The sequence below is a fragment of the Reichenbachiella ulvae genome (assembly GCF_025833875.1).
In the GTDB taxonomy this organism is placed as follows: domain Bacteria; phylum Bacteroidota; class Bacteroidia; order Cytophagales; family Cyclobacteriaceae; genus Reichenbachiella; species Reichenbachiella ulvae.
Genome location: NZ_JAOYOD010000001.1, coordinates 616327 through 635525 on the forward strand (window position 1 = coordinate 616327; position 19199 = coordinate 635525).

Here is a 19199-nt window from a genome sequence, read left to right on the forward strand (position 1 = left end):
AGGCTTGTTTTCACTTTGGAATGAATATGGTATCTATAGTGGTGTCATGAAAAACAATGGAACTATGAACAGCGATACACTACAATTAGAGAGAACACAGATAAAGAAAGAAACGAAAAGCAGTTCACGTTTGGGGTACACCAAATTGGAGATTGCAGAACTAGTAGAGGTGATGAACCGACTACTGGCTAACTATAGCGTACATTATCAAAAGCTCAGAAATTTTCATTGGAATGTAAAAGGAGGAGACTTCTTCGATATCCACGAAAAGTTCGAAGAGCAGTACAACTACTCCAAAGAGGCCATTGACGAATTAGCAGAAAGAATCAGAGTTTTCAATCAAACGCCTCTCAGTACCATGAAGGAGTATCTGGAGACTTCAGATATCAAAGAGTCTGGAACAGATCTATCTGGCATGGAAATGGTCCGAGAGGTGATCAAAGATTATGAAATCTTGTTGGAGCATATGTTCAATGTGATCGAAATGGCTATTGAACATGGAGACAGTGGTACAGAAGATATGGTGAAAGGATTTGTGAAACGCACAGAGAAAAATCACTGGATGATGACCGCCTTTTCTCAACAGTAATCGTTTAAATAAATAAAGCAATCCCGAAAAATTCGGGACTAAATGTTAAACCAATAAACAAAATATATTATGAACTCATTATTGAAAAATGCAATTGTATTCATCGCAGGAGCCGGAGCTGGATTGGCAGCTGGATATTTGACAGCCCCAAGAGAAGGAGCCAAGTCAAGAGAAAAAATCAACAAGGATTTTGATTCGATGAAGAAGAGTTTGGAAGCAGCGGCTACTTCTAAGCTAGAAGAGGCTAAGGACATTTTGAACAAGACTGTAGAGACACAGGCTCAAAAAGGGAAAAAGGTCATTGACAAAGCCAAGGAAGTCGCCACACTTTAATTATATTAGCTAGGTGCAAGCGACTGCCCGACTGAGCTGGAAGGTGAAAATTGTACATCTTCCAGCTCAGTTTTTTTTGTGACCTTTTTTATCTCCAATATGAATTTCAATTTATCCCGTGCCATAGATATCCTTCAAGGTAAATTAGAAAACTGGTTAGAAAACCTCACCGCGATGCTACCTAATCTGGTAGTAGCTGTTTTGGTGGTGGTTTTTTTCTATTTCATAGCTAAGCTGCTTAGAGCAGTTGCCAAGAAATTATTAGATCGATTTGTAGAAAAAGGAGCCATATCCAATCTCTTTTCAGCCATCATCTATTTGATCACGATGGGAGTGGGGTTGATCATTGCCCTCAACCTATTGAAACTAGAGCAGACGGTAACCTCACTGCTGGCCGGTGCGGGTATCATTGGTTTGGCTCTGGGTTTTGCTTTTCAGGACATCACGGCCAACTTTATAGCGGGTGTGCTTATGGCTTTTCGAAAACCTATACAGGTAGGGGACATCATCTCTACCAGCAACTATACGGGTACAGTGGAGGAGATAGATCTGCGCGCTACCATTATTAGAACCTTTCAGGGACTGCATGTCATCATCCCCAACAAGGATGTTTTCCAGACTCCAGTCACCAACTTCACCAAGACTTACGATAGAAGAATAGATCTGGAAGTAGGTGTCTCCTATGCCGAGGATCTGGAGCGTGTTAGGGATATCGCTATCGGAGCAGTCTCTAAGCTGCCTTATTTATTGCCGGGTCAGGAGGTGAAATTGTTTTACCATGAATTTGGAGACAGTTCGATCAATTTCACCATCATGCTGTGGATTCACTATCCAGACGAACCTGGCTATCTCAGAGCCAGAAGTGAAGCCATCATAGCCATCAAAAAAGCCTTCGATCAAAATGGTATTACCATTCCATTCCCAATTCGTACTTTGGATTTTGGAATCAAAGGCGGAGAAAAACTCTCCGAGATGACGCTGCATCATGATAAGGACTGATAAACGCTTAGGATATTTGTACAGCTGCAGACATGAACGATTTAAAAATTAACTGCCAACCCAATTGTGGCAATTCACCCAAGATGGCCTTTTTGCGAGATTTCAATCTGGCCTTTGCACGAGGAGATGTAGATTTCATCCTGGACAATGTGAGTGAAGATATCCACTGGGAAGTAATAGGGGAAGGAGTGATTGAAGGAAAGGAGGCCTTCGGGAAATCTATCAAAGAGATGGCTGCTTTTGTACCGGAAGAAATTACTATTTATCAAATCGTAAGTCACGGCAAACAAGGAGGACTCAATGGTGAACTAATTTTTCCTGATGGCAAACTCATTGCCTTTTGCGATATGTATGAGTTCGTAAGCGCGGGTAAGAACCTGATACGAAAGATGTACTCCTATGCCATGAATAAAGGCTACTAGGGGATTTATGCTGGTTCAAACGGACTCATCTAGTTTAAGCGTCCGCTTGGACTAGACTTCTCGACATTTACCAAATGGAATGAGCACAAGCGAGACGCTTGCGCTCGTACGTCTTTAAAAAAGAAATCTCGTTCGAATATCCATACAATCTATAAATCAATACACCATGAAACCAACAAAAATATGGGCCAACCTCGGCGTGGAGAATATAGAAAGAACCCAAGCCTTTTATCAGGCATTGGGCTTCCCGCTTAATGGATAACCAGCTATTGATCTGGTTAGCTTTTTATTCGGAGAAGAGGCCTTTGTGATTCACTTCTTCGAAAAGGAAAAGTTGAAAAGTAGTTTGGAAGGTGATCTGTCTGATCTGAGTCAGGGAAATGAAATCATGTTTAGCCTATCTGCAGAGAGCAAAGAGGAGTTTGATGCCTGGATAGAAGAGATCAAAAATGCAGGTGGTCAGATCCTGTTCGATTCCAACTACGACAGGAAAGCCTTTTATGATGATAACGGCTTTTACGTTTGTGTTTTCTCCGATCCGGATGGGCATAAATTTAATCTGCTGTACTCGGACAACAAGTGAGTACATGCCGTAACCGTTAACCAGAAGTAGCAATTGAAAATTGAACTGAGTAAAGAATGAACTGCACTCAGAAAGTATGTCAGATTATTAAATTGATAATTCTGAATGTTTCCTGCTTTTGTCCTTGCATAATGGGGTGGTAATAGTGATTTGTTCATTATATTAAACTTCAATCTCAAATGAAGTATGTCTATTAATGCATTTACCCGCCTGATTTTTTACTTTCTGTTTTTGGTGATGGGCTACCATCAGGCAAGTGCTCAGGAGCACCCTCTGTCCAAACATGATTCGGCACTGGTTGTCAAATATGAGGCTGAATACAAAACATATCTGGAAGAGCATGCCAATATCAAAGAAGCCACCCGCTACCTGAATGAAATTGCTTTTATCTACTGGGAACACAACCAATACAAAAAGGCCATAGAATACTACAAGATTTCTGCTGACCTGAATGAAAAGATTGAGAATGAAAACGGGATCGCCATGATCAATAACAATCTGGGGATGCTGCATGCCGATATCATGGACTATGAAAAATCCTACGACTACTTCATGTTGACACTAGCTGCAAGGCGTTCCAAAAATGAAAAGATAGGCATGATCTCGGCCATGATCAATCTATCCGTAGTGCTCAACAATTTGGAGAGGTATGAGGAATCCATTCAGTTTTTGCAAGAGTCGCTGAATCTAGCCCGTGGCATGAAGGACGTGGATCAAATGAAGAGCTGCTATGGGATGTTGTCAGAGACCTATGAAAAGGCAGGAGATGTCAAGCAATCCATCTATTATTTCAATCTATACAAGACCTTTACCCAGATGGCTCAGAAGGAAAAGATCGACCAGATCATGGAAGACTATTCTGAGGAGAAACTCCTTAAGGCTCAACTGGAGGAGGAGAATAAAAAGCATAAAGAGGCTCTGTTGGAAAGGAAAAAGGAACTGGAATCGGTACAGCGTACCAAACAGAAATACGAGCTAGAGTTGAGCAGCTATGACAGCATTACCAGGTCACTTTATGATGATTTGAATCAAAAAGAATTGCGATTAGAAGTGCTTACCAAAGAATCACAAATTAGTCAGCTCAAAGCCCAGCAGGAAATCCAGGAGGAGCGAATTGAAAGAGAGAATGAGAAAAGAAAATTGCAGATTGCTATTACTGTTTCCTTAGCCATGTTGATTGTACTCTTTTTCATCCTTAGGAGTAAGCGAAAAACCAAGAAATGGGCCGTCGATCTGGAAAAGAAGAACGAAGTGATCGAAGAACAAAGGGAGGAGTTAAGAGAACTAAACAGCAATCTGCAAGAGTTGGTAGAGCAACGGACCGAGGCATTGAAGAAGGCAAATGATAAACTGAGTGAGTTTATCTTTTCGAATAGTCATATCATCAGAAAACCTGTTGCCAATATCAAAGGGATCGTAAACCTGATGTCCAAAATTGAAGTGAACAAAAAAAATAAGCAGTTGCTGGACATGTTAGGGAAAAGCAATTCAGAGCTGGACGATGCATTGTCTAGTTTTAACGAGAGCCTCACATTGAACGAATCCTTTCTAAAAGAGAATCAGTCCACCGAAAAATAAGATGAGAGTAGGAGCAGTAGTGATTTTGATTTTGATGGTGCTGGATATCAAGGCTCAGCAGCCAGAGCATCAGGCCAGAGTTTACACAGACAGCACGGGGAAGATTTTTTGGAACAAGCAAATGCCTGTCTACATCAGGATCGCAAGCAGTCCAGACGATCCGGGTGTGCTTTTAACCAATGATGAGCAGCCTGAATATACCGACCCCATCTATCTGGATACTGAGGGCGTCAACTATATTCGTACAAGAAATGCTGTCAACAATCGAAGTATGAAACCCGCTAATCCACCGGTGGAGGTCATGTTGCCGGTTTATGCGGATGGTCAGCCTCCCGTTTCTAAAGCTTTGTTTCAAGAGACGGCCAGATATGTCCGCAATGGCATAGAGTATCTGGGGCGAGGGCTGAAAGTGGAACTGCAAGGACTGGATGCACAGTCTGGGTTAGACGAGATTTACTATGCCATAGATGACAATCCTTTTCAGCCATATACACAGCTAATAGACTATGCGCTGATCGAAGGCAGTAGTACGCTACGATACTATGCTGTCGATCATGTAGGCAATGCAGAAGCTGCCAATGAGCGAAACTTGTTGCTAGACTATGGTTCGCCAGTGACACAGGTCAGTGGACACGGGCCTCAAATGAAGAACTCATACACCTTTGGATCAACTTTGCAGTTGAGTGCTGTTGATAGCCTGTCTGGTGTGGACAAGATATATTACCAAATAGACGAGCAAGAGAGGCAGGTGTATAACCAAGCGCTTGCTATCGATGCATTGTCAGATGGTTTTCACATGATTACCTATTATTCTGTCGATCATGTCCTCAATCAAGAGGAGCCAAAAAGCTATGAATTTTACATGGACAAGTCTGCGCCACTCACTTCTGCTGATATTTTGGGGGATAGGTTTATTGTAGATGATCAAATCTATTTTTCTGGAAGAACCAAGTTGAAATTTACTGCAGTAGACAACCGAGTGGGAGTTAAGGAAGTCAGGTACAGTGTGAATGACGAAGGGTTTCAGACCTACGACAACCCTTTTTACCTCCCTAACAAAACCGGGACACACCAGATCAGGTACTATGCGGTGGATCATTTTGGCAACAAGACATTTGATGAAAATAGCTCCAATCCCTACAATGCGTTTGAGCATCATGCCACCAAAGTGTATGTTGACTTGACCGGGCCTAATCTTAGCTATGATTTTGTGGGAGAAGTTTTAGAGACTCGAGACACCGTATTTGTGAGGTCAGACACCCAAATTAAACTATCGGCCCATGACACGGAATCAGGTTTGCAAAAGATCACTTATAGCCTGGAAGGCTCACCAGTAGAGTACGACTATGAGACTCCTTTTATGTTCGATCGTGAAGGCTATCATGCGGTGGATTTTTATGGCTATGACAATGTGAACAATCGCAACGTGTCACATATGAATGTCTTTGTGGACAACAAAGGAGCCGATATCTACTGTACCTATAGCAGCGAGGGATACCTTCGGGATGGGCAAAAGGTGTACTCACCGGGACTCAAAATATATTTGGCCGCACAGGACAACCATGTCGGTGTTCGTGATATCCTCTATTCGATCAACGGGGAGCAGGAGCAATCCTACACTTCGCCTATCAGGGGCTTGAGAAAAGAAGGGAAATACAAAATCAAGATCATAGCCTTTGATTTGTTGGGTAATCGCAGCACCAAAGAAATTGATCTTGAAGTGGCCAAAAAATAGGCATGTGCTGATCTTTCGGGGCTAAAATTCATTCCATCTCTGGTAAATGATATCCATCCGACACTTGAGAACTTAAAGTTGAAATTTTGGGTATAAAGACCAAAACTCAGCAACCCTATTATAGTCCTTTCGTAAAAATCGTTTCAACAAATATTAACACAACAAATAAAAATGAGTTTAGCAGAGGATTTACAGTGGCGATACGCAACGAAGAAGATGAATGGTAAACCTGTACCGCAAGACAAAGTAGATTATATAGTAGAAGCTGCTCGATGGGCGCCTTCCTCATCAGGGATTCAGCCTTACGAGATTTTCGTGATCACTGATCAGGAGCTGAAGGAGAAGATCAAGCCGGTAGCCTGGGGACAGGAGCAGATCACCGATACGTCTCACTTGCTGGTATTTGCTGCATGGGATGGATATTCTCTGGATCGCATCGAGGAAGTATTCCAACGCACTTTGGAAGAAAGAAAATTGCCAGCAGACACCATGGATGCTTACAAAGAGAAGCTATGGGGTATGTTCGAACCTATGTCGCAGGAGTGGCACGCCCACCATGCGGCCAAGCAGGCCTACATCGCTTTCGGGTTGGCCATGGCAGCTGCGGCAGAGCAAAAAGTAGACGCTACTCCGATGGAAGGCTTTAGTCCGGATGAGTTGGACGAGATCCTGGGATTGAAGGAGAAAGGCCTGAAAAGTGTATTGCTATTGCCATTGGGCTACAGAGATGAGGACAATGACTGGTTGGCAAAAATGAAGAAGGTGAGAACACCAAAAGAGGATTTTGTGACCGTATTGTAATCAAAAGATAGTTTCTAGATAAAGGTGCCGGCTGTATAGCTGGCATTTTTTGTTTGGGGCCAATGAAGATTTCCTACTGCAATCCATTGATAGAGGAGGGATACTTATTTAGAGATATAATCTAATTTATCTTCATTATGTAGTAGCTTCAGTTTTCAATCTAAAACCTGAAATATGAAAAAAATGATCCTGTTGTTGTTGGTGCTTTGTTCGATCCAGCAACTCAACGCCCAGAAGTTTGAAGTGTCCTATTCGCCGGAGCTTATGTCTGATTCTTTTTCAGGCAGTGTACTGCTTTACTTGTCCAAGGAAAACCCAAGCCCGAAAGACGGCTTTCACATCTTCGAGAGGAGTCCGATGTTCAGGGTAGTCGTGGAAGATCTTCAGCCAGGAGCAACCCTGACCTTTGACGATGCTGCACTGGCCTATCCCGTAGCGCTCAGCAACATCGAGAGAGGAGAGTACTACGTTCAGGCACTTTTTGATCGAAAGCTCAAGGGACAGACCATCAACAATGGGCCGGGCAATTTATATTCTGATCCTGCACGATTTATACTAGACAAAAACTTTGACACGGTATACACGATCCTTTGTAATCAGATGGTGCCTGAGGTGACCATGAAGGAAACCGATCGCATGAAGGAACTGGTGGTGGACTCCAGGCTGCTGAGCCAGTTTCATGATCGACCTATGCAAATCGCAGGAGCGGTTCAACTGCCTGAAGGATATGATCCCAAGTCTAAGAAAAAGTATCCGGTGGTTTATTCAGTTTTCGGATTTGGGGCGAACTACAAGACCCATGCAGGCTATCCCAAATATGACATACCCATGCTGGGAGAAGAGCCAGCGATAGTGGTCTATCTGGATGGCAGGTGTCTGGAGGGGCACTCTACCTACGCCAACAGCGACATCAATGGCCCCTGGGGAGATGCGCTGGTGAAAGAATTCATCCCTGCTCTGGAGAAGAAATACCAGGCCAACGGTGCACGATTCCTGTTCGGACATAGTAGCGGAGGCTGGACGGTCATGTGGCTACAGACCCAATACCCCGAGACTTTTGCAGGAGCCTGGTCCAGTGCGCCTGATCAGGTGGACTTTCGCAACTGGCAGAATATCAATATCTATGAGACCAAAAACCTCTATTACAGCCCCAGTGGGCAGCCTCTCTCTGATGTGACCATAGCCGGTAGGATCCCTGTGACGAGTACCAAGGACATGTTTCGTATGGAGGAGATTTTGTACCGGGGAGAGCAGATGCGCTCCTTCGATGCGGTCTTTGGTCATAGGGATGAAAAGGGTGAGATCATCCGACTGGTCGATCTGGAAACCGGAGATATCAATCCTGAGGCTTTGCCTTATTTTAGACGCTACGACCTTTCCTATCAGTTGAGAAACAATTGGGATCAATATGAAAAGGCCATTGCCGGCAAGATCCTGATATCGGTAGGAGAGCACGACAATTTCTACTTGCACAAGGCCGTACATCTGCTGGATGAGGAAATGCAAAAGCTCAACGCCGATATGCAGTTTGCCTACTATCCGGGCGATCACTTCACGGTCTTTACTGAGGAATACAAGCAGGCCGGAGTGGCATTCCTCACCGAGTGCTATGCCAAGTGGAAGGAGGAATGAGTTGAAAGTGGAAAGTTAAAAGTGTAAAGTTGATAGTGGAGTCTAATTGGTAGATGGATGCTTCAGCGTGCTACTGCTTTTCTCATGCTTGATTTAATTATGATTTGGGAATTGTAGTATCGATTGAAGCCCTGTCTGCCGACTGGAAGGCTCCTTCGCCCTCGATGTGTCGAACCGCTTTACGAAAGGAGGAATATATTCTGCAATGAAAAATGTTTCTACAAAAAACTAAACACTGAGGTTCAAAACATAGATAACCGATCTACTACCACCACAGCCTGAATATATAAATCCCCCTTTACCAAAGCAGAGCTGTTGCATTCTAATTGATTAGTTTGTTTAGAGTCTCAATATCATTGGCTACCAGTCTGGTGGCCTTTGCTATTTGATTCATGCCTTGTTTTCTAAATATATTCATTGCACCATTTTTAAGCGTGGATATAATTGATGGAGCGTTGCCTAATCTGATTTTAGAGGCATCTTCTTTCATCGTTACATCTTTGGTCCAGTGTAGACTGTTTTCAATGTGCCAATGATTCCTTATCCCATAGTTGTATAATAATGCACTTCCATTCTTTATGCTGCTTAAATAATACGCGTTTTCTTCCCTGTAGCGTCCATTGACTTTTACTTCTCTTCTAATTTTGATGCCGTGTTGTGCACCAGTCCATTGTTTTTTTATTTCCTCTGGCAAATTGAACACTGTTACATCTCTATTTTCTATTCTTCCTTTGTTTCTCTCTAGCTGAGAATAATAACCTATAGGCTTTTCTTGGGCACACTTTTCGATGCTCTGGTAGAGTGTCTTTTGATTTTTCTTCACTCCAATTACATAATTATTTCCACTAGCTATAATCACTTCTACCGTTTTTTTTGACAATGAAGAGCATCCATAGTAAAGACCACATCTTTGAGATCCAGCATCTCTATTAATTGACGAACTACAGGTATTTCACTCTCTTTTGAGTTAATGACTTCTCCATTGGCTAATACCATTTTCTGTCTGGAAACGAATACGGTCACTAGATTGATGAAATTCTGATACGACTTTGAATAATCACTCATTGTACCACCGATGGCCTTGCCATCTACACTAAGCCACTCTCCAGACTCTATCGAAACATAGGCTTTACTCCACTGATAGAATTGATGAGAAAAGGAATCAAAATCCAATCCCATCAACACTCTTCGAATAGTATAAAAAGTCGGTAATCTGTCTTGTTTGGGCTGAAAAGTAGACAATAAGTTCTCTCTATTTCTTTCTATAAAATCTCCAATAGCACGATAACCATAGTAGCCGCTCATTACCGACATCAGCACGATGACCAGTACCAATTCCAGAGAATGTCGCTGACCCGCACCACGCCTGTGATCCTTCACTTTTCCTAAATACCAAATGATACTTTCTGATGCCATTTTTAATTTTCAAGTTAATCCATTTTTTAGAATGCAACAGCCCTGCTTAATAAAGGGGGCCAGGGGGATTGGAATGCAAAACCGCCAAATCTTCATCTCTCGCTATCACTGATCCCATACCCCATAGGGTGATCCAAGATTCTTCACTTTTATCAGCGACTTACTTGTGCCTTTGCGGGCGATCCTGTATTCTTGACAAACCAAGTCAGCCTGTAGCAGCGGCTGACTTCTTGCAGCATTTGTTTGAGAAGAGAAAAACATTTTTTTAAACGTTTATTAACACATACAAACGGGTATATAGTGCATTGCATATAGTAAAATGTTGTGCTTCATTATGAAAATGAAAAATATAGTATTGTTCACATTGATATTTTTGGTTTTCGGGTGTTCAAACCCTGTAAAAATTGAAATGACTAAGAAAATAGAAATCGATTGGTCTAAACTTGATGATAGTTCAGAGTATGACATTAAATACGTGCAATTAAATTTCAATCCATTTGTTGATGAAGAGATAATGGGAAAAGGAATTGAAGAATTAATGTATAAAGACAGCATATACACATTAGATCAAACTGACAAATCCAGATTGATCGAAATAATTTCAGATAGTTTGAATTTCAGCTATGGAGAATGCGGAACATTTGCTTTAAACGCGGGATTTGTATTTATCAAAAATGACACTATTAAGGGAATTATTGAAATGGGATGTGGATATTATCAATGGGGATTTGAACCTTGGAATAAAAACTCAATGGACGGGTCACTATCTGATATTGGGTTTGAGAAAATGACAAAAATGTTGGACGACATTAATTTAAAAATAAAAAAAACGAACGCACAACAAAAGCTTCCATGAATAACCCTCTGCAGCATAAATTTAGTTAAACTTCTTCATAATGTTTCTTTTGGCCGTTTTGGAATCGAATCTTTGATCCAATAGGTGGATGAAAGTAAGTCAAGGATGGCCATAATTCTCCTGTGTGGGCTCTGATGTAGCTCCCACTCCTTTACTTACTTTTAGCTGCCTATTAACTTTGACCGAGATTCAAAAACAACCCATGCTTCCATTAGTGGTACCGTTAAAGTCCACAGTTTCCCGTCAGATGTTTAAAAATGGCACCCCGCCCCATACTAAGATAGTGTTCGGGACACAGCGAGTGTTAAGAGGTCAGGGTGCTCAACTGTCGTTAGGGGCTGATTTTAAGTCTTTGGTCTTTTTACTATTTTACTAATCCTATCTCATATTCTTCTCCTGTTTTGAGTACATGATATATCCTTGAGACCAGTTTCCTGGCTATAATTACTATTGATCTTTTCTTGGTATGCGACTTGGTTAGTTCCTCGTATCTCATCAACATAGCGGGATCTTTCTGCACACAACTCCAGGCACATTCGATCAATGCACTACGCAGGGCTTTGTGCCGGCGGTTAGTCATGTAGCCTTTCACGTCTCTTTCTCCACTGGAATGACTGGTTGGTTTGAGACCAATAAAGCTATTGAAGTGTTTGAAGCTGGGAAAACGATCTATGCTCTCCAGTTCTATGAGTAGTTGTACAGTGGTCAATGGGCCGATCCCAGGGATGCCTCTGAGTAATTTTGCCTGTTGCTTGTACTTAGCTAATCGTTGGATTTTCCTGACCTGTATCGCCACTTTAAGCAAATGACGATATGTAAAATGATAATGCTCCAGCAAGAAGTTGACAGTCAGTTTTGTGTTTTTGGATTCAAACTGAACTTGCGAGATCCAAACCAAGAAGGCTTTGCTCCAATAGGCATTATCAAACTCTGTAGGTATGGGGATCCCCGCAAATAATAATTTGTCTTTGATGCGGTTTTTGATCCTGACCAACTCTGCCCACAATTTCTTGCGGTAACGAAACAGTTGCCTATGACCTTCTACTTCGATACTGGGAACATGAATGCCCCGAAGTAATCCAGCTCTAAGAGCTTTGGCTATCTTTCGACTATCAATTGGGTCGGTTTTTTCGGTGGTTTCCTTGTGAGTGGTGGGGATGTCTGCTGCATTGACTACCAAACAGCGATAGCCATAACTCTCCAAATCTCTACAGATCCAAAACCCAATCTTGCAGGCCTCATAGGCACAGATCACCTTGGCAGTAGGGAAATGCTTGTCGAGGTAGGATTTGAGTGCGATTGGTTCAGGTGGCTGGGTGAAAGTTCGATGGTGAATATGGCCAGCAAAGATGCTAACCGACCAGCTGCGCTTGTGTACGTCCAAGCCAATGAATAAATTGTAAGTGCTTAAATCTTCCATGATATAAATCCTTTGGTTTATACTTCATACGCCATTGGGTTATATCATGGGAACTATAGTGCATACCCTTCGGGACACGCACCTTACAGATAGCGTTAAACATGATTCCATTGATTAATAGATATTTCCTGTAATCCACATAATATTACTGATTGCAATAGCAACAGTTTTTTCGTTTTACCCGAGTCTACATCCAAACCTGCCGATAACTTAATGAGGCATGTAGGTACAGTATTGATGACCATAGGTCTATTGTCAACTGCTGGCCAATATTGGAGAGGGAAAGTTGGCTATGCACTAACCCTATTCTTTCTATATACGGTTTTCTCGATATTAATTTGGGGGCCATATCTATGATAGGGGACTTTGTTTCAGCTGCCCTGCCTTGTATTTTTGCTGTCATAGTCCTTTATTCTATCATCTTGTTAAATGGAAGAGAATCTAAAAAAGCTTTTGGAATAAGCTTTAAGGGATTGGGTTTGAACTTTCTCCCCGCCTTTTTAGGGTTAGTTTTTGGAATGGCAGCTCTTTTATATCTGGTTTAAATGGAGGTAACATTGGATATGCTGGTGGGTGTAAATTGATCATTTGAATATTCTCAGTAGAAGAAATCCGATTCAATTCTAGCACTCAAAATCCCCCTAGCCCCCTTTACGAAAGGGGGAATTATACCCTTATGCTTTTGGTAGAAACAGAACGTCAATCTATGTTCTGAACCTCAATGTTTGACTTTTATTTGAACCATTTTTCAATGCAGCATCCATTCCCCCTTAATAAAGGGAACAGAGGGATTCTTTGCATCTCTAGCTCTGGTTTGATCTCTATATCCCCAGCCATCAGTCGCTCATCATCAATCTCAAATTAAAATTTGCCAGTTCGTATACCGTACGGTATATTTGTGGAGTGGTAAGATCAGAGAAAACAAGACAAACGATCATCGAGAAGACAGCAGCGATCTTCAATAAGAAGGGCTATACCGGGACCTATATGTCCGATCTTACTGCGGCCACCGGACTGACCAAGGGCAGTATCTATGGCAACTTCAAAGACAAGAATGAAGTGGCTCTGGAGGCCTTTCGTTACAATTACCAGTTTCAGACCCGGCAACTGATGGGTAAGCTGGATCAACTCGATCTAGCCTCAGACAAGCTTTTGGCCTTTTTGGATCACTATCGCAAGGCGTATCGGCCCATCTTTGAGAATGGTGGCTGTGCCATCCTGAATACGGCTGTGGATGCAGATGACGGCAATGAATGGCTGAAGAAAGAAGTCATCCAAAAGATACAGGATTGGTCTGCGCGATTGATATCCATCGTGACAAAGGGGATATCGAGAGGAGAACTAATGGACATAGATCCAGAGGAATATGCCTATCGCACCATTGCGCTGATCGAGGGTAGCATATTGCTAGCCAAGACCTTGAATAAGCCTGACATTCTGATGAAAAACATGGATCACCTAAGTGCTGAAATTAAAGAAATGACCCAGAAGTAAAATTTTTTAACCATTCATATACCTTACGGTATATGAGTCAATCATGAGTATATGAAAAGAGTAGTAATCACCGGAATGGGGGCCATCACCCCGATAGGAAAAGACCTCAAGAGCTATTGGGGCAACTTGCTGGCCGGTCAGTCAGGTGCCGGGCCTATCACACGATTTGATTCCAGTGCTTTCAAAACCCGATTTGCCTGTGAGATCAAGGATTATGATCCTTTGGACTATTTTGATCGAAAGGAGGCCCGCAAGCTGGACCGATTCAGTCAGTATGGTATGATAGCAACCGCCGAAGCAATAGCTGATGCCAGTTTGGATTTTGAACAATTGAACCGAGACAGAGTGGGGGTCATTATGGCCAGTGGTATCGGAGGGTTCGAGACCTTCCAGCAGGAAGTGGTGGGCTATACGCAGCAGGAATTTCAGCCTCGTTTCAATCCTTTCTTTATTACCAAGATCATCGCCAATGGTCTCTCAGGGATGATCTCCATCAAATATGGCTTGCGGGGTATCAATTATTGTCCAGTCACCGCTTGTGCTTCATCTACCCAGAGCATCATTCAGGCTTTCAATTACATTCGGCTGGGCAAGGCAGATGTGATTCTCGCAGGTGGGTCCGAAGCGCCGATTACCGAGGCGTCCATAGGTGGATTTACCGCCATGAAGGCCATGTCTACTCGAAATGATGATCCGGCCACTGCTTCGCGTCCTTTTGATGTCCATCGAGATGGTTTTGTAGTTGGCGAAGGAGCTGGCGCGCTAGTGGTGGAAAGCCTGGAATCAGCACAAAATCGCGGTGCTAGAATTTACGCAGAGATCGTCGGTGGAGGAGAAAACTCGGATGCCTATCACATCACTGCTACTCATCCCGAGGGGCTGGGTGCCTATCTGGCCATGAAGAGCGCACTGGAGGAAGCAGGAATCGAGGCGGCTCAGATCGACTATCTGAATGCCCATGCCACCTCGACCGGACCAGGTGACCTGTCAGAGATTCAGGCCATCCAGGGACTCTTTGGTGATCACATCCAGCGTCTGCAAGTCAATGCCAGCAAGTCCATGACAGGGCATTTGCTGGGCGGCACAGGGGCCATCGAGGCGATTGCGACCTCTATGTCCGTACAGGAGGGGCAGATTCCTCCTACGATCAATACCCGGGAGGTGGATCCAGTAATCGATACCTCTCTCAATCTTTCCTTGAACACTTCAACCCAAAAGGACATCACCTACGCCCTTAGCAATAGCTTTGGTTTTGGAGGGCACTGCGCTGCTTTGATATTGAAGAAGTTTGTGTGAGCTTACCATTAACGTCGACGAGGTTTCAAACCTCGTCGGCGTTTTATTCGATAGAAAAATAATTTAGATTTTTTTCTCATAATCCTTGAACCAAAGGGATATTGCTACGACATATGAGCAAATGATGAAGAGTAAATCTCAAATATTGGATGAGCTGCTGGTACTGCAGGCACGACGAGGCGACAGGGAGGCCTTCGAACAGCTGGTGGTCAAGTGGCATACCAAGTTGGTTTACCAGTCGCAGCTACGGACGCACAACCGAGAGCAATCTCAGGACATCGTACAGGATGTGTGGCAGTGGTTGATAGGCCATCTGTACAAACTGGAGGATGTGGCTCATTTTGGCTCGTGGATCCGGACGATTGTGGACAGGCGCTCCATCGATTGGTTAAGAAAGCAAAAGCACAATGTAGAACTCAATAATCAAAGCTATGAACGTGATCGAACTATTGATACTGGTACTGCTGACGGTGATAGCAGCACTGAAAATACTGAACAATCACTGAGTCAGTTGGAGCAGGCCATGGCTTCATTGCCCGCAGAAAACAAGCTGGTACTGACGCTATATTACATGGAGTCTCACTCCATCGAAGGTATCGCTCAGATACTGGGTATACCTAAGGGGACGGTGAAGTCTCGGCTCTATCATACCCGCGAAAAATTGAAGAAAATTCTAAATGAACAACACCATGAAAAATACGAATGAAGAAATCGACGAAATGATCAAAAAGGCGCTTTCTAAAGAAGAAGCGGCCTATTATGAAGATCTACACGAGCAGTCTCTTCCAGAGATGTTGACAGGACTGTATAGCGGCCGACTCAAGTGGCTCAATGTGCTGTTTGTAGTTGTGACCGTGATTTTTTCTGCCATCATGTTTTATTCGATCTATCAGTTTATGAATACCGAAGATCTCAGAGAGATGATGCGCTGGGGTGCCGCTATGTTTGGCTCGGGCATCATGGCTGCCATGATCAAACTCTGGAGTTGGAATCAGCTGGATAAAAATGCCCTGCTGAGAGAGATCAAGCGGCTGGAATTACTGCTGGCTAGTAAGTAAGGGAGCTTTCAACGTCAAAGAGGTTTCAAACCTCTTTGACGTTAGCTGCTTTTATACTGTAAACCCCTCTTTCTGGGATCCTTCAGATCGATCCAGAAAATGTGAATCGCCTCTTCGGCTTCCATTTGTCCATTTTGGTTTTCGTCCAGTCTCGCCGAAACATACATCAGGTCATTGCCCGCATCATAATCCGAGCTCATGACCGAATAGATTTTAGGAACTAGCGCTTCCGATAGATTCCCATCGATATCGAACCAATAGAATCTCCTCAAATCCTGCACATTGATAAAGCCATCCTGATTGCTGTCTTCATCATAGACAGAGATCATGTAGTAGTCCCGACTGACTGGTTCGTAGTGCAATGAGTCTTTGGAATAGGAGGGATAGTAAAGGTTTTTGATCAAAACAGGTTTCTTGAAAAACTCATTTTGAGATTGTGTTTGGTAGTTGTAGTGCGAGACGTTGATCATGTTGTAGCCTCGCACGACTGAAAAGCCCGGCATCAGATGGTTGTTCCAATTGTTGCCGTCGTTATTATCTTCTCGCCAGGTATAGTGGTGTCGATTCGAGCCTGTAAAGGGCTTTCCAGAATCCTTGTCGATATTGACCTTAAAAAGAGGAGTGAGGCGATGGTCCGGATAGTGGGTCAAAAGCACATTCCTCGGCTGGCTGTCCAGTTGCAACGAATCTATAGGCAGGCCTATGATTTTCTTTCCTTTATCGTCTTTGGATATTTCACTGACCTGAAATCCTTTTCGTTCCAGTTTTTTATCAGTACATCCCCACACCAATAGGCCGAGGATCAAAATAGCTAGTGGTCTTTTCATAATTAGAAATGCTAAGTAAGCGAATATCACACAAAATGAGTAAAAGTTGAAAAGATCGCGAACAGACCGTACTCTCACAATTATTTTCACCAGGGTGGGAAAGATAGGTGGGCTGTTAATCCGTCTATCAAGTTTGTGTTCCCAATTGTTCCAACCCTTTGCGTTCTTCGCGGGTCTTATTCACAAACCAATATGATATGAAAACGCTAAACCAATTCAAGAATTTTGCGCTAGTCGCGGTAGTCCTTTTTTCTATTAGTTGCTCCTCGGATGAGGATTTTCTGAACGGAAAGAGAGCCGATGGTAAAACTAGTTTGTTTGATGAAGTCACCGAGCCTGAGGTTCCCATAGATCATGCTAGTGAAGGCGTATATACCGATAGTTTTTATCTGTCGTCAAGCTCAGGCTCTGGTGGTGCCTGGTCAGGTAGCGGCGAATGGGGTAGTGGAAACCCTAATGGGGAGTTCGAAGCAGGGACTCTCACTGCCGGCGAATGGAGTGATTTGGAGCATTGGGATTTTTGGAATGACCTATTGAGCAATCAGGAATACTATGAAGATGTAAATCGGTGGGGACTGAAAAAAATAGAACGCTATAGCTTTTTGGTATTGGATAATCAAGGGGCAGCGGTGGCCAATGCTGAAGTCAGCCTGATGATAGATGAAGTGGAGGTCTGGAAAACCAAAACAGATAGCAAAGGAAGAGCCACCCTTTGGTCAGATTTAGGCCTTAACACACCTTCTGCACTTATCAAAATGGGAGCGGTAGAAGAGGAGGTCTTTGGGGTCATCAATTATGCTGAGGGAATCAACGAGGTAGCGTTGAGCACCACTGTCTCCAATCAAAAAGTAATGGATATCTACTTTGCCGTGGATGCGACCGGTTCCATGATGGACGAAATTGATTACCTGAAGGCCGAGCTTATACATGTGATACAGCAAGTGAGAATGGACCATCCAACCCTAGAAATGCGATTTGGCTCTGTCTTTTATCGGGATGAAGGGGATGACTATTTGACACGAGATTTTGGTTTTACCACTGATGAGGAAAGTCTGGTTGATTTTATTAGGGACCAGAATGCCAATGGCGGAGGTGATTTTCCTGAAGCGGTGCATTCCGCTCTTAACCTGGCCATTACCCAAAATACCTGGGATCGAGATGCTTCGAGTCGTATATTGTTTTTACTACTAGATGCACCGCCACATTACACACAGGATGTGATCTCTGACCTGGAGGATAATTTGATTCGAGCAGCAGAGAATGGGATCAAAATCATACCGATCACTGCCTCGGGGATCGATAAATCTACGGAGTTCTTGATGCGCTCTTTCGCAATCCTAACCAATGGCACCTATGTTTTTATCACAGATGATAGTGGGGTAGGTAATGATCACCTGGAGCCCACCATTGGGGACTATGAGGTAGAGAAGCTCAATGATTTGTTGGTTAGACTGGTTGGGGAGAATGTGCCTTAGGTATTAGTTATTAAGTGAGATTGTCTGATGTTGTAAAGCTAAAGTGTATGTTTAGAAACTTGAATTCATATGTTTTCAACAAATACCTTAGATTCACAATGAAACATGAATAAACCACTACAACTGATATGAAAGTTTCATTCAAGCAAAAACTACTTTTCTCACTGATTTCTGGCTTGTCATTCGCCATACTCAACAGCCTTATGTACTATGTATTTCTAGACAAGGGATTCATCTGGGAAATTTTTATGATGAATTGGATCCTTTTTGGATTTCTGTTTGGGTTCGGTTTCCTGTTTTTCATGCAAAGGATGACCACAAGGTTGATGAATAATATTCAGATTCAATTAGCGGATGACGAAATCGTCAGGCATGAAGGAGGGGCTAATTTAATGAAAGGAATCGAGGCAGTAGGAGGTAAACTGGTATTGACTGATCAAAGGCTGATTTTCAAATCTCATCAAAAGAATGTACAATCGGGCGAAACACAGCTTCCGCTCACAGAGATTCAAGAAGTAATACCAAGAAAAACGGCTAAGCTTTTCCAAAATGGAATGAGGGTTTTGAATCAAGCAGGTGAAGCATTTGATTTTGTGGTCTATGAACGAGAGGTCTGGTTAGAGAAGGTAAAGACTGCCTCTTTCGAATGATGATTTATTTGTTTTAATATTCCTATGTCTTTGCT

At 43.0% G+C, this 19199-nt stretch carries 18 protein-coding genes and 1 pseudogene; 16 read left to right on the forward strand and 3 right to left on the reverse strand.

Features of this window, described 5'->3' with window-relative positions; genetic code table 11:
- Window positions 1–4 precede the first annotated feature (4 nt).
- The 9 genes from N7U62_RS02170 (at window position 5) to N7U62_RS02210 (ending at window position 8672) form a co-directional block, all read left to right on the forward strand.
- The gene (locus N7U62_RS02170) at window positions 5–589 is read left to right on the forward strand and encodes a Dps family protein (RefSeq protein ID WP_264136235.1); all 585 of its coding nucleotides are present in this window, start codon (window positions 5–7) and stop codon (window positions 587–589) included.
- A gap of 69 nt (window positions 590–658) precedes the next feature.
- Complete coding sequence (locus N7U62_RS02175; RefSeq protein WP_264136236.1) at window positions 659–922, forward strand: YtxH domain-containing protein; 264 nt, start codon at window positions 659–661, stop codon at window positions 920–922.
- Window positions 923–1021: 99 nt separating this feature from the next.
- Entirely contained in the window at window positions 1022–1921 is a 900-nt protein-coding gene (locus N7U62_RS02180; protein WP_264136237.1) for a mechanosensitive ion channel family protein, read from the forward strand.
- Between the two features lie 32 nt (window positions 1922–1953).
- The gene (locus N7U62_RS02185; protein WP_264136238.1) at window positions 1954–2343 is read left to right on the forward strand and encodes a nuclear transport factor 2 family protein; all 390 of its coding nucleotides are present in this window, start codon (window positions 1954–1956) and stop codon (window positions 2341–2343) included.
- 334 nt (window positions 2344–2677) lie between these two features.
- On the forward strand, window positions 2678–2926 hold the full coding sequence (locus tag N7U62_RS02190) for a VOC family protein (RefSeq protein WP_264136239.1): 249 nt from the start codon (window positions 2678–2680) through the stop codon (window positions 2924–2926).
- A 186-nt stretch (window positions 2927–3112) separates the two neighbouring features.
- A complete protein-coding gene (locus N7U62_RS02195; protein WP_264136240.1) occupies window positions 3113–4504 on the forward strand; it encodes a tetratricopeptide repeat protein in 1392 nt (463 codons plus the stop codon).
- Between the two features lies 1 nt (window position 4505).
- Window positions 4506–6239, forward strand: coding sequence for an OmpL47-type beta-barrel domain-containing protein (locus N7U62_RS02200; protein WP_264136241.1), 1734 nt, complete (start codon window positions 4506–4508; stop codon window positions 6237–6239).
- Window positions 6240–6410: 171 nt separating this feature from the next.
- A complete protein-coding gene (locus tag N7U62_RS02205; protein ID WP_264136242.1) occupies window positions 6411–7040 on the forward strand; it encodes an NAD(P)H-dependent oxidoreductase in 630 nt (209 codons plus the stop codon).
- Between the two features lie 174 nt (window positions 7041–7214).
- On the forward strand, window positions 7215–8672 hold the full coding sequence (locus tag N7U62_RS02210) for an alpha/beta hydrolase-fold protein (protein WP_264136243.1): 1458 nt from the start codon (window positions 7215–7217) through the stop codon (window positions 8670–8672).
- 322 nt (window positions 8673–8994) lie between these two features.
- On the opposite strand, the pseudogene N7U62_RS23200 reads toward N7U62_RS02210, so the two are convergent.
- Window positions 8995–10088: pseudogene (locus N7U62_RS23200) on the reverse strand (ISAs1 family transposase).
- A 340-nt stretch (window positions 10089–10428) separates the two neighbouring features.
- On the opposite strand from N7U62_RS23200, the gene N7U62_RS02225 reads away from it, so the two are divergent.
- Window positions 10429–10944: a hypothetical protein gene (locus tag N7U62_RS02225; protein WP_264136246.1), complete on the forward strand. Its 516-nt coding sequence runs from the start codon at window positions 10429–10431 to the stop codon at window positions 10942–10944.
- A gap of 364 nt (window positions 10945–11308) precedes the next feature.
- Here N7U62_RS02225 and N7U62_RS02230 read toward each other — a convergent pair whose 3' ends face one another.
- Window positions 11309–12364: an IS110 family RNA-guided transposase gene (locus N7U62_RS02230; RefSeq protein ID WP_264136247.1), complete on the reverse strand. Its 1056-nt coding sequence runs from the start codon at window positions 12362–12364 to the stop codon at window positions 11309–11311.
- A gap of 903 nt (window positions 12365–13267) precedes the next feature.
- Between N7U62_RS02230 and N7U62_RS02235 the strand changes: the two genes are divergently transcribed.
- From N7U62_RS02235 to N7U62_RS02250, 4 genes are all read left to right on the forward strand, one after another.
- A complete protein-coding gene (locus N7U62_RS02235; protein WP_264136248.1) occupies window positions 13268–13858 on the forward strand; it encodes a TetR/AcrR family transcriptional regulator in 591 nt (196 codons plus the stop codon).
- A gap of 51 nt (window positions 13859–13909) precedes the next feature.
- Window positions 13910–15154, forward strand: coding sequence for a beta-ketoacyl-ACP synthase II (fabF, locus tag N7U62_RS02240; protein WP_264136249.1), 1245 nt, complete (start codon window positions 13910–13912; stop codon window positions 15152–15154).
- Window positions 15155–15275: 121 nt separating this feature from the next.
- A complete protein-coding gene (locus N7U62_RS02245; protein WP_264136250.1) occupies window positions 15276–15860 on the forward strand; it encodes an RNA polymerase sigma factor in 585 nt (194 codons plus the stop codon).
- Window positions 15844–16212, forward strand: a complete 369-nt coding sequence (locus N7U62_RS02250; RefSeq protein ID WP_264136251.1) for a DUF6768 family protein — start codon at window positions 15844–15846, stop codon at window positions 16210–16212. The genes N7U62_RS02245 and N7U62_RS02250 overlap by 17 nt, the downstream gene beginning before the upstream one ends.
- 41 nt (window positions 16213–16253) lie before the next feature.
- Here N7U62_RS02250 and N7U62_RS02255 read toward each other — a convergent pair whose 3' ends face one another.
- Window positions 16254–17039: a hypothetical protein gene (locus N7U62_RS02255; protein ID WP_264136252.1), complete on the reverse strand. Its 786-nt coding sequence runs from the start codon at window positions 17037–17039 to the stop codon at window positions 16254–16256.
- 197 nt (window positions 17040–17236) lie between these two features.
- Between N7U62_RS02255 and N7U62_RS02260 the strand changes: the two genes are divergently transcribed.
- Both N7U62_RS02260 and N7U62_RS02265 read left to right on the forward strand, forming a co-directional pair.
- Window positions 17237–18514, forward strand: coding sequence for a vWA domain-containing protein (locus N7U62_RS02260; RefSeq protein WP_264136253.1), 1278 nt, complete (start codon window positions 17237–17239; stop codon window positions 18512–18514).
- A 128-nt stretch (window positions 18515–18642) separates the two neighbouring features.
- On the forward strand, window positions 18643–19164 hold the full coding sequence (locus tag N7U62_RS02265) for a GRAM domain-containing protein (protein WP_264136254.1): 522 nt from the start codon (window positions 18643–18645) through the stop codon (window positions 19162–19164).
- Window positions 19165–19199: the final 35 nt, after the last annotated feature.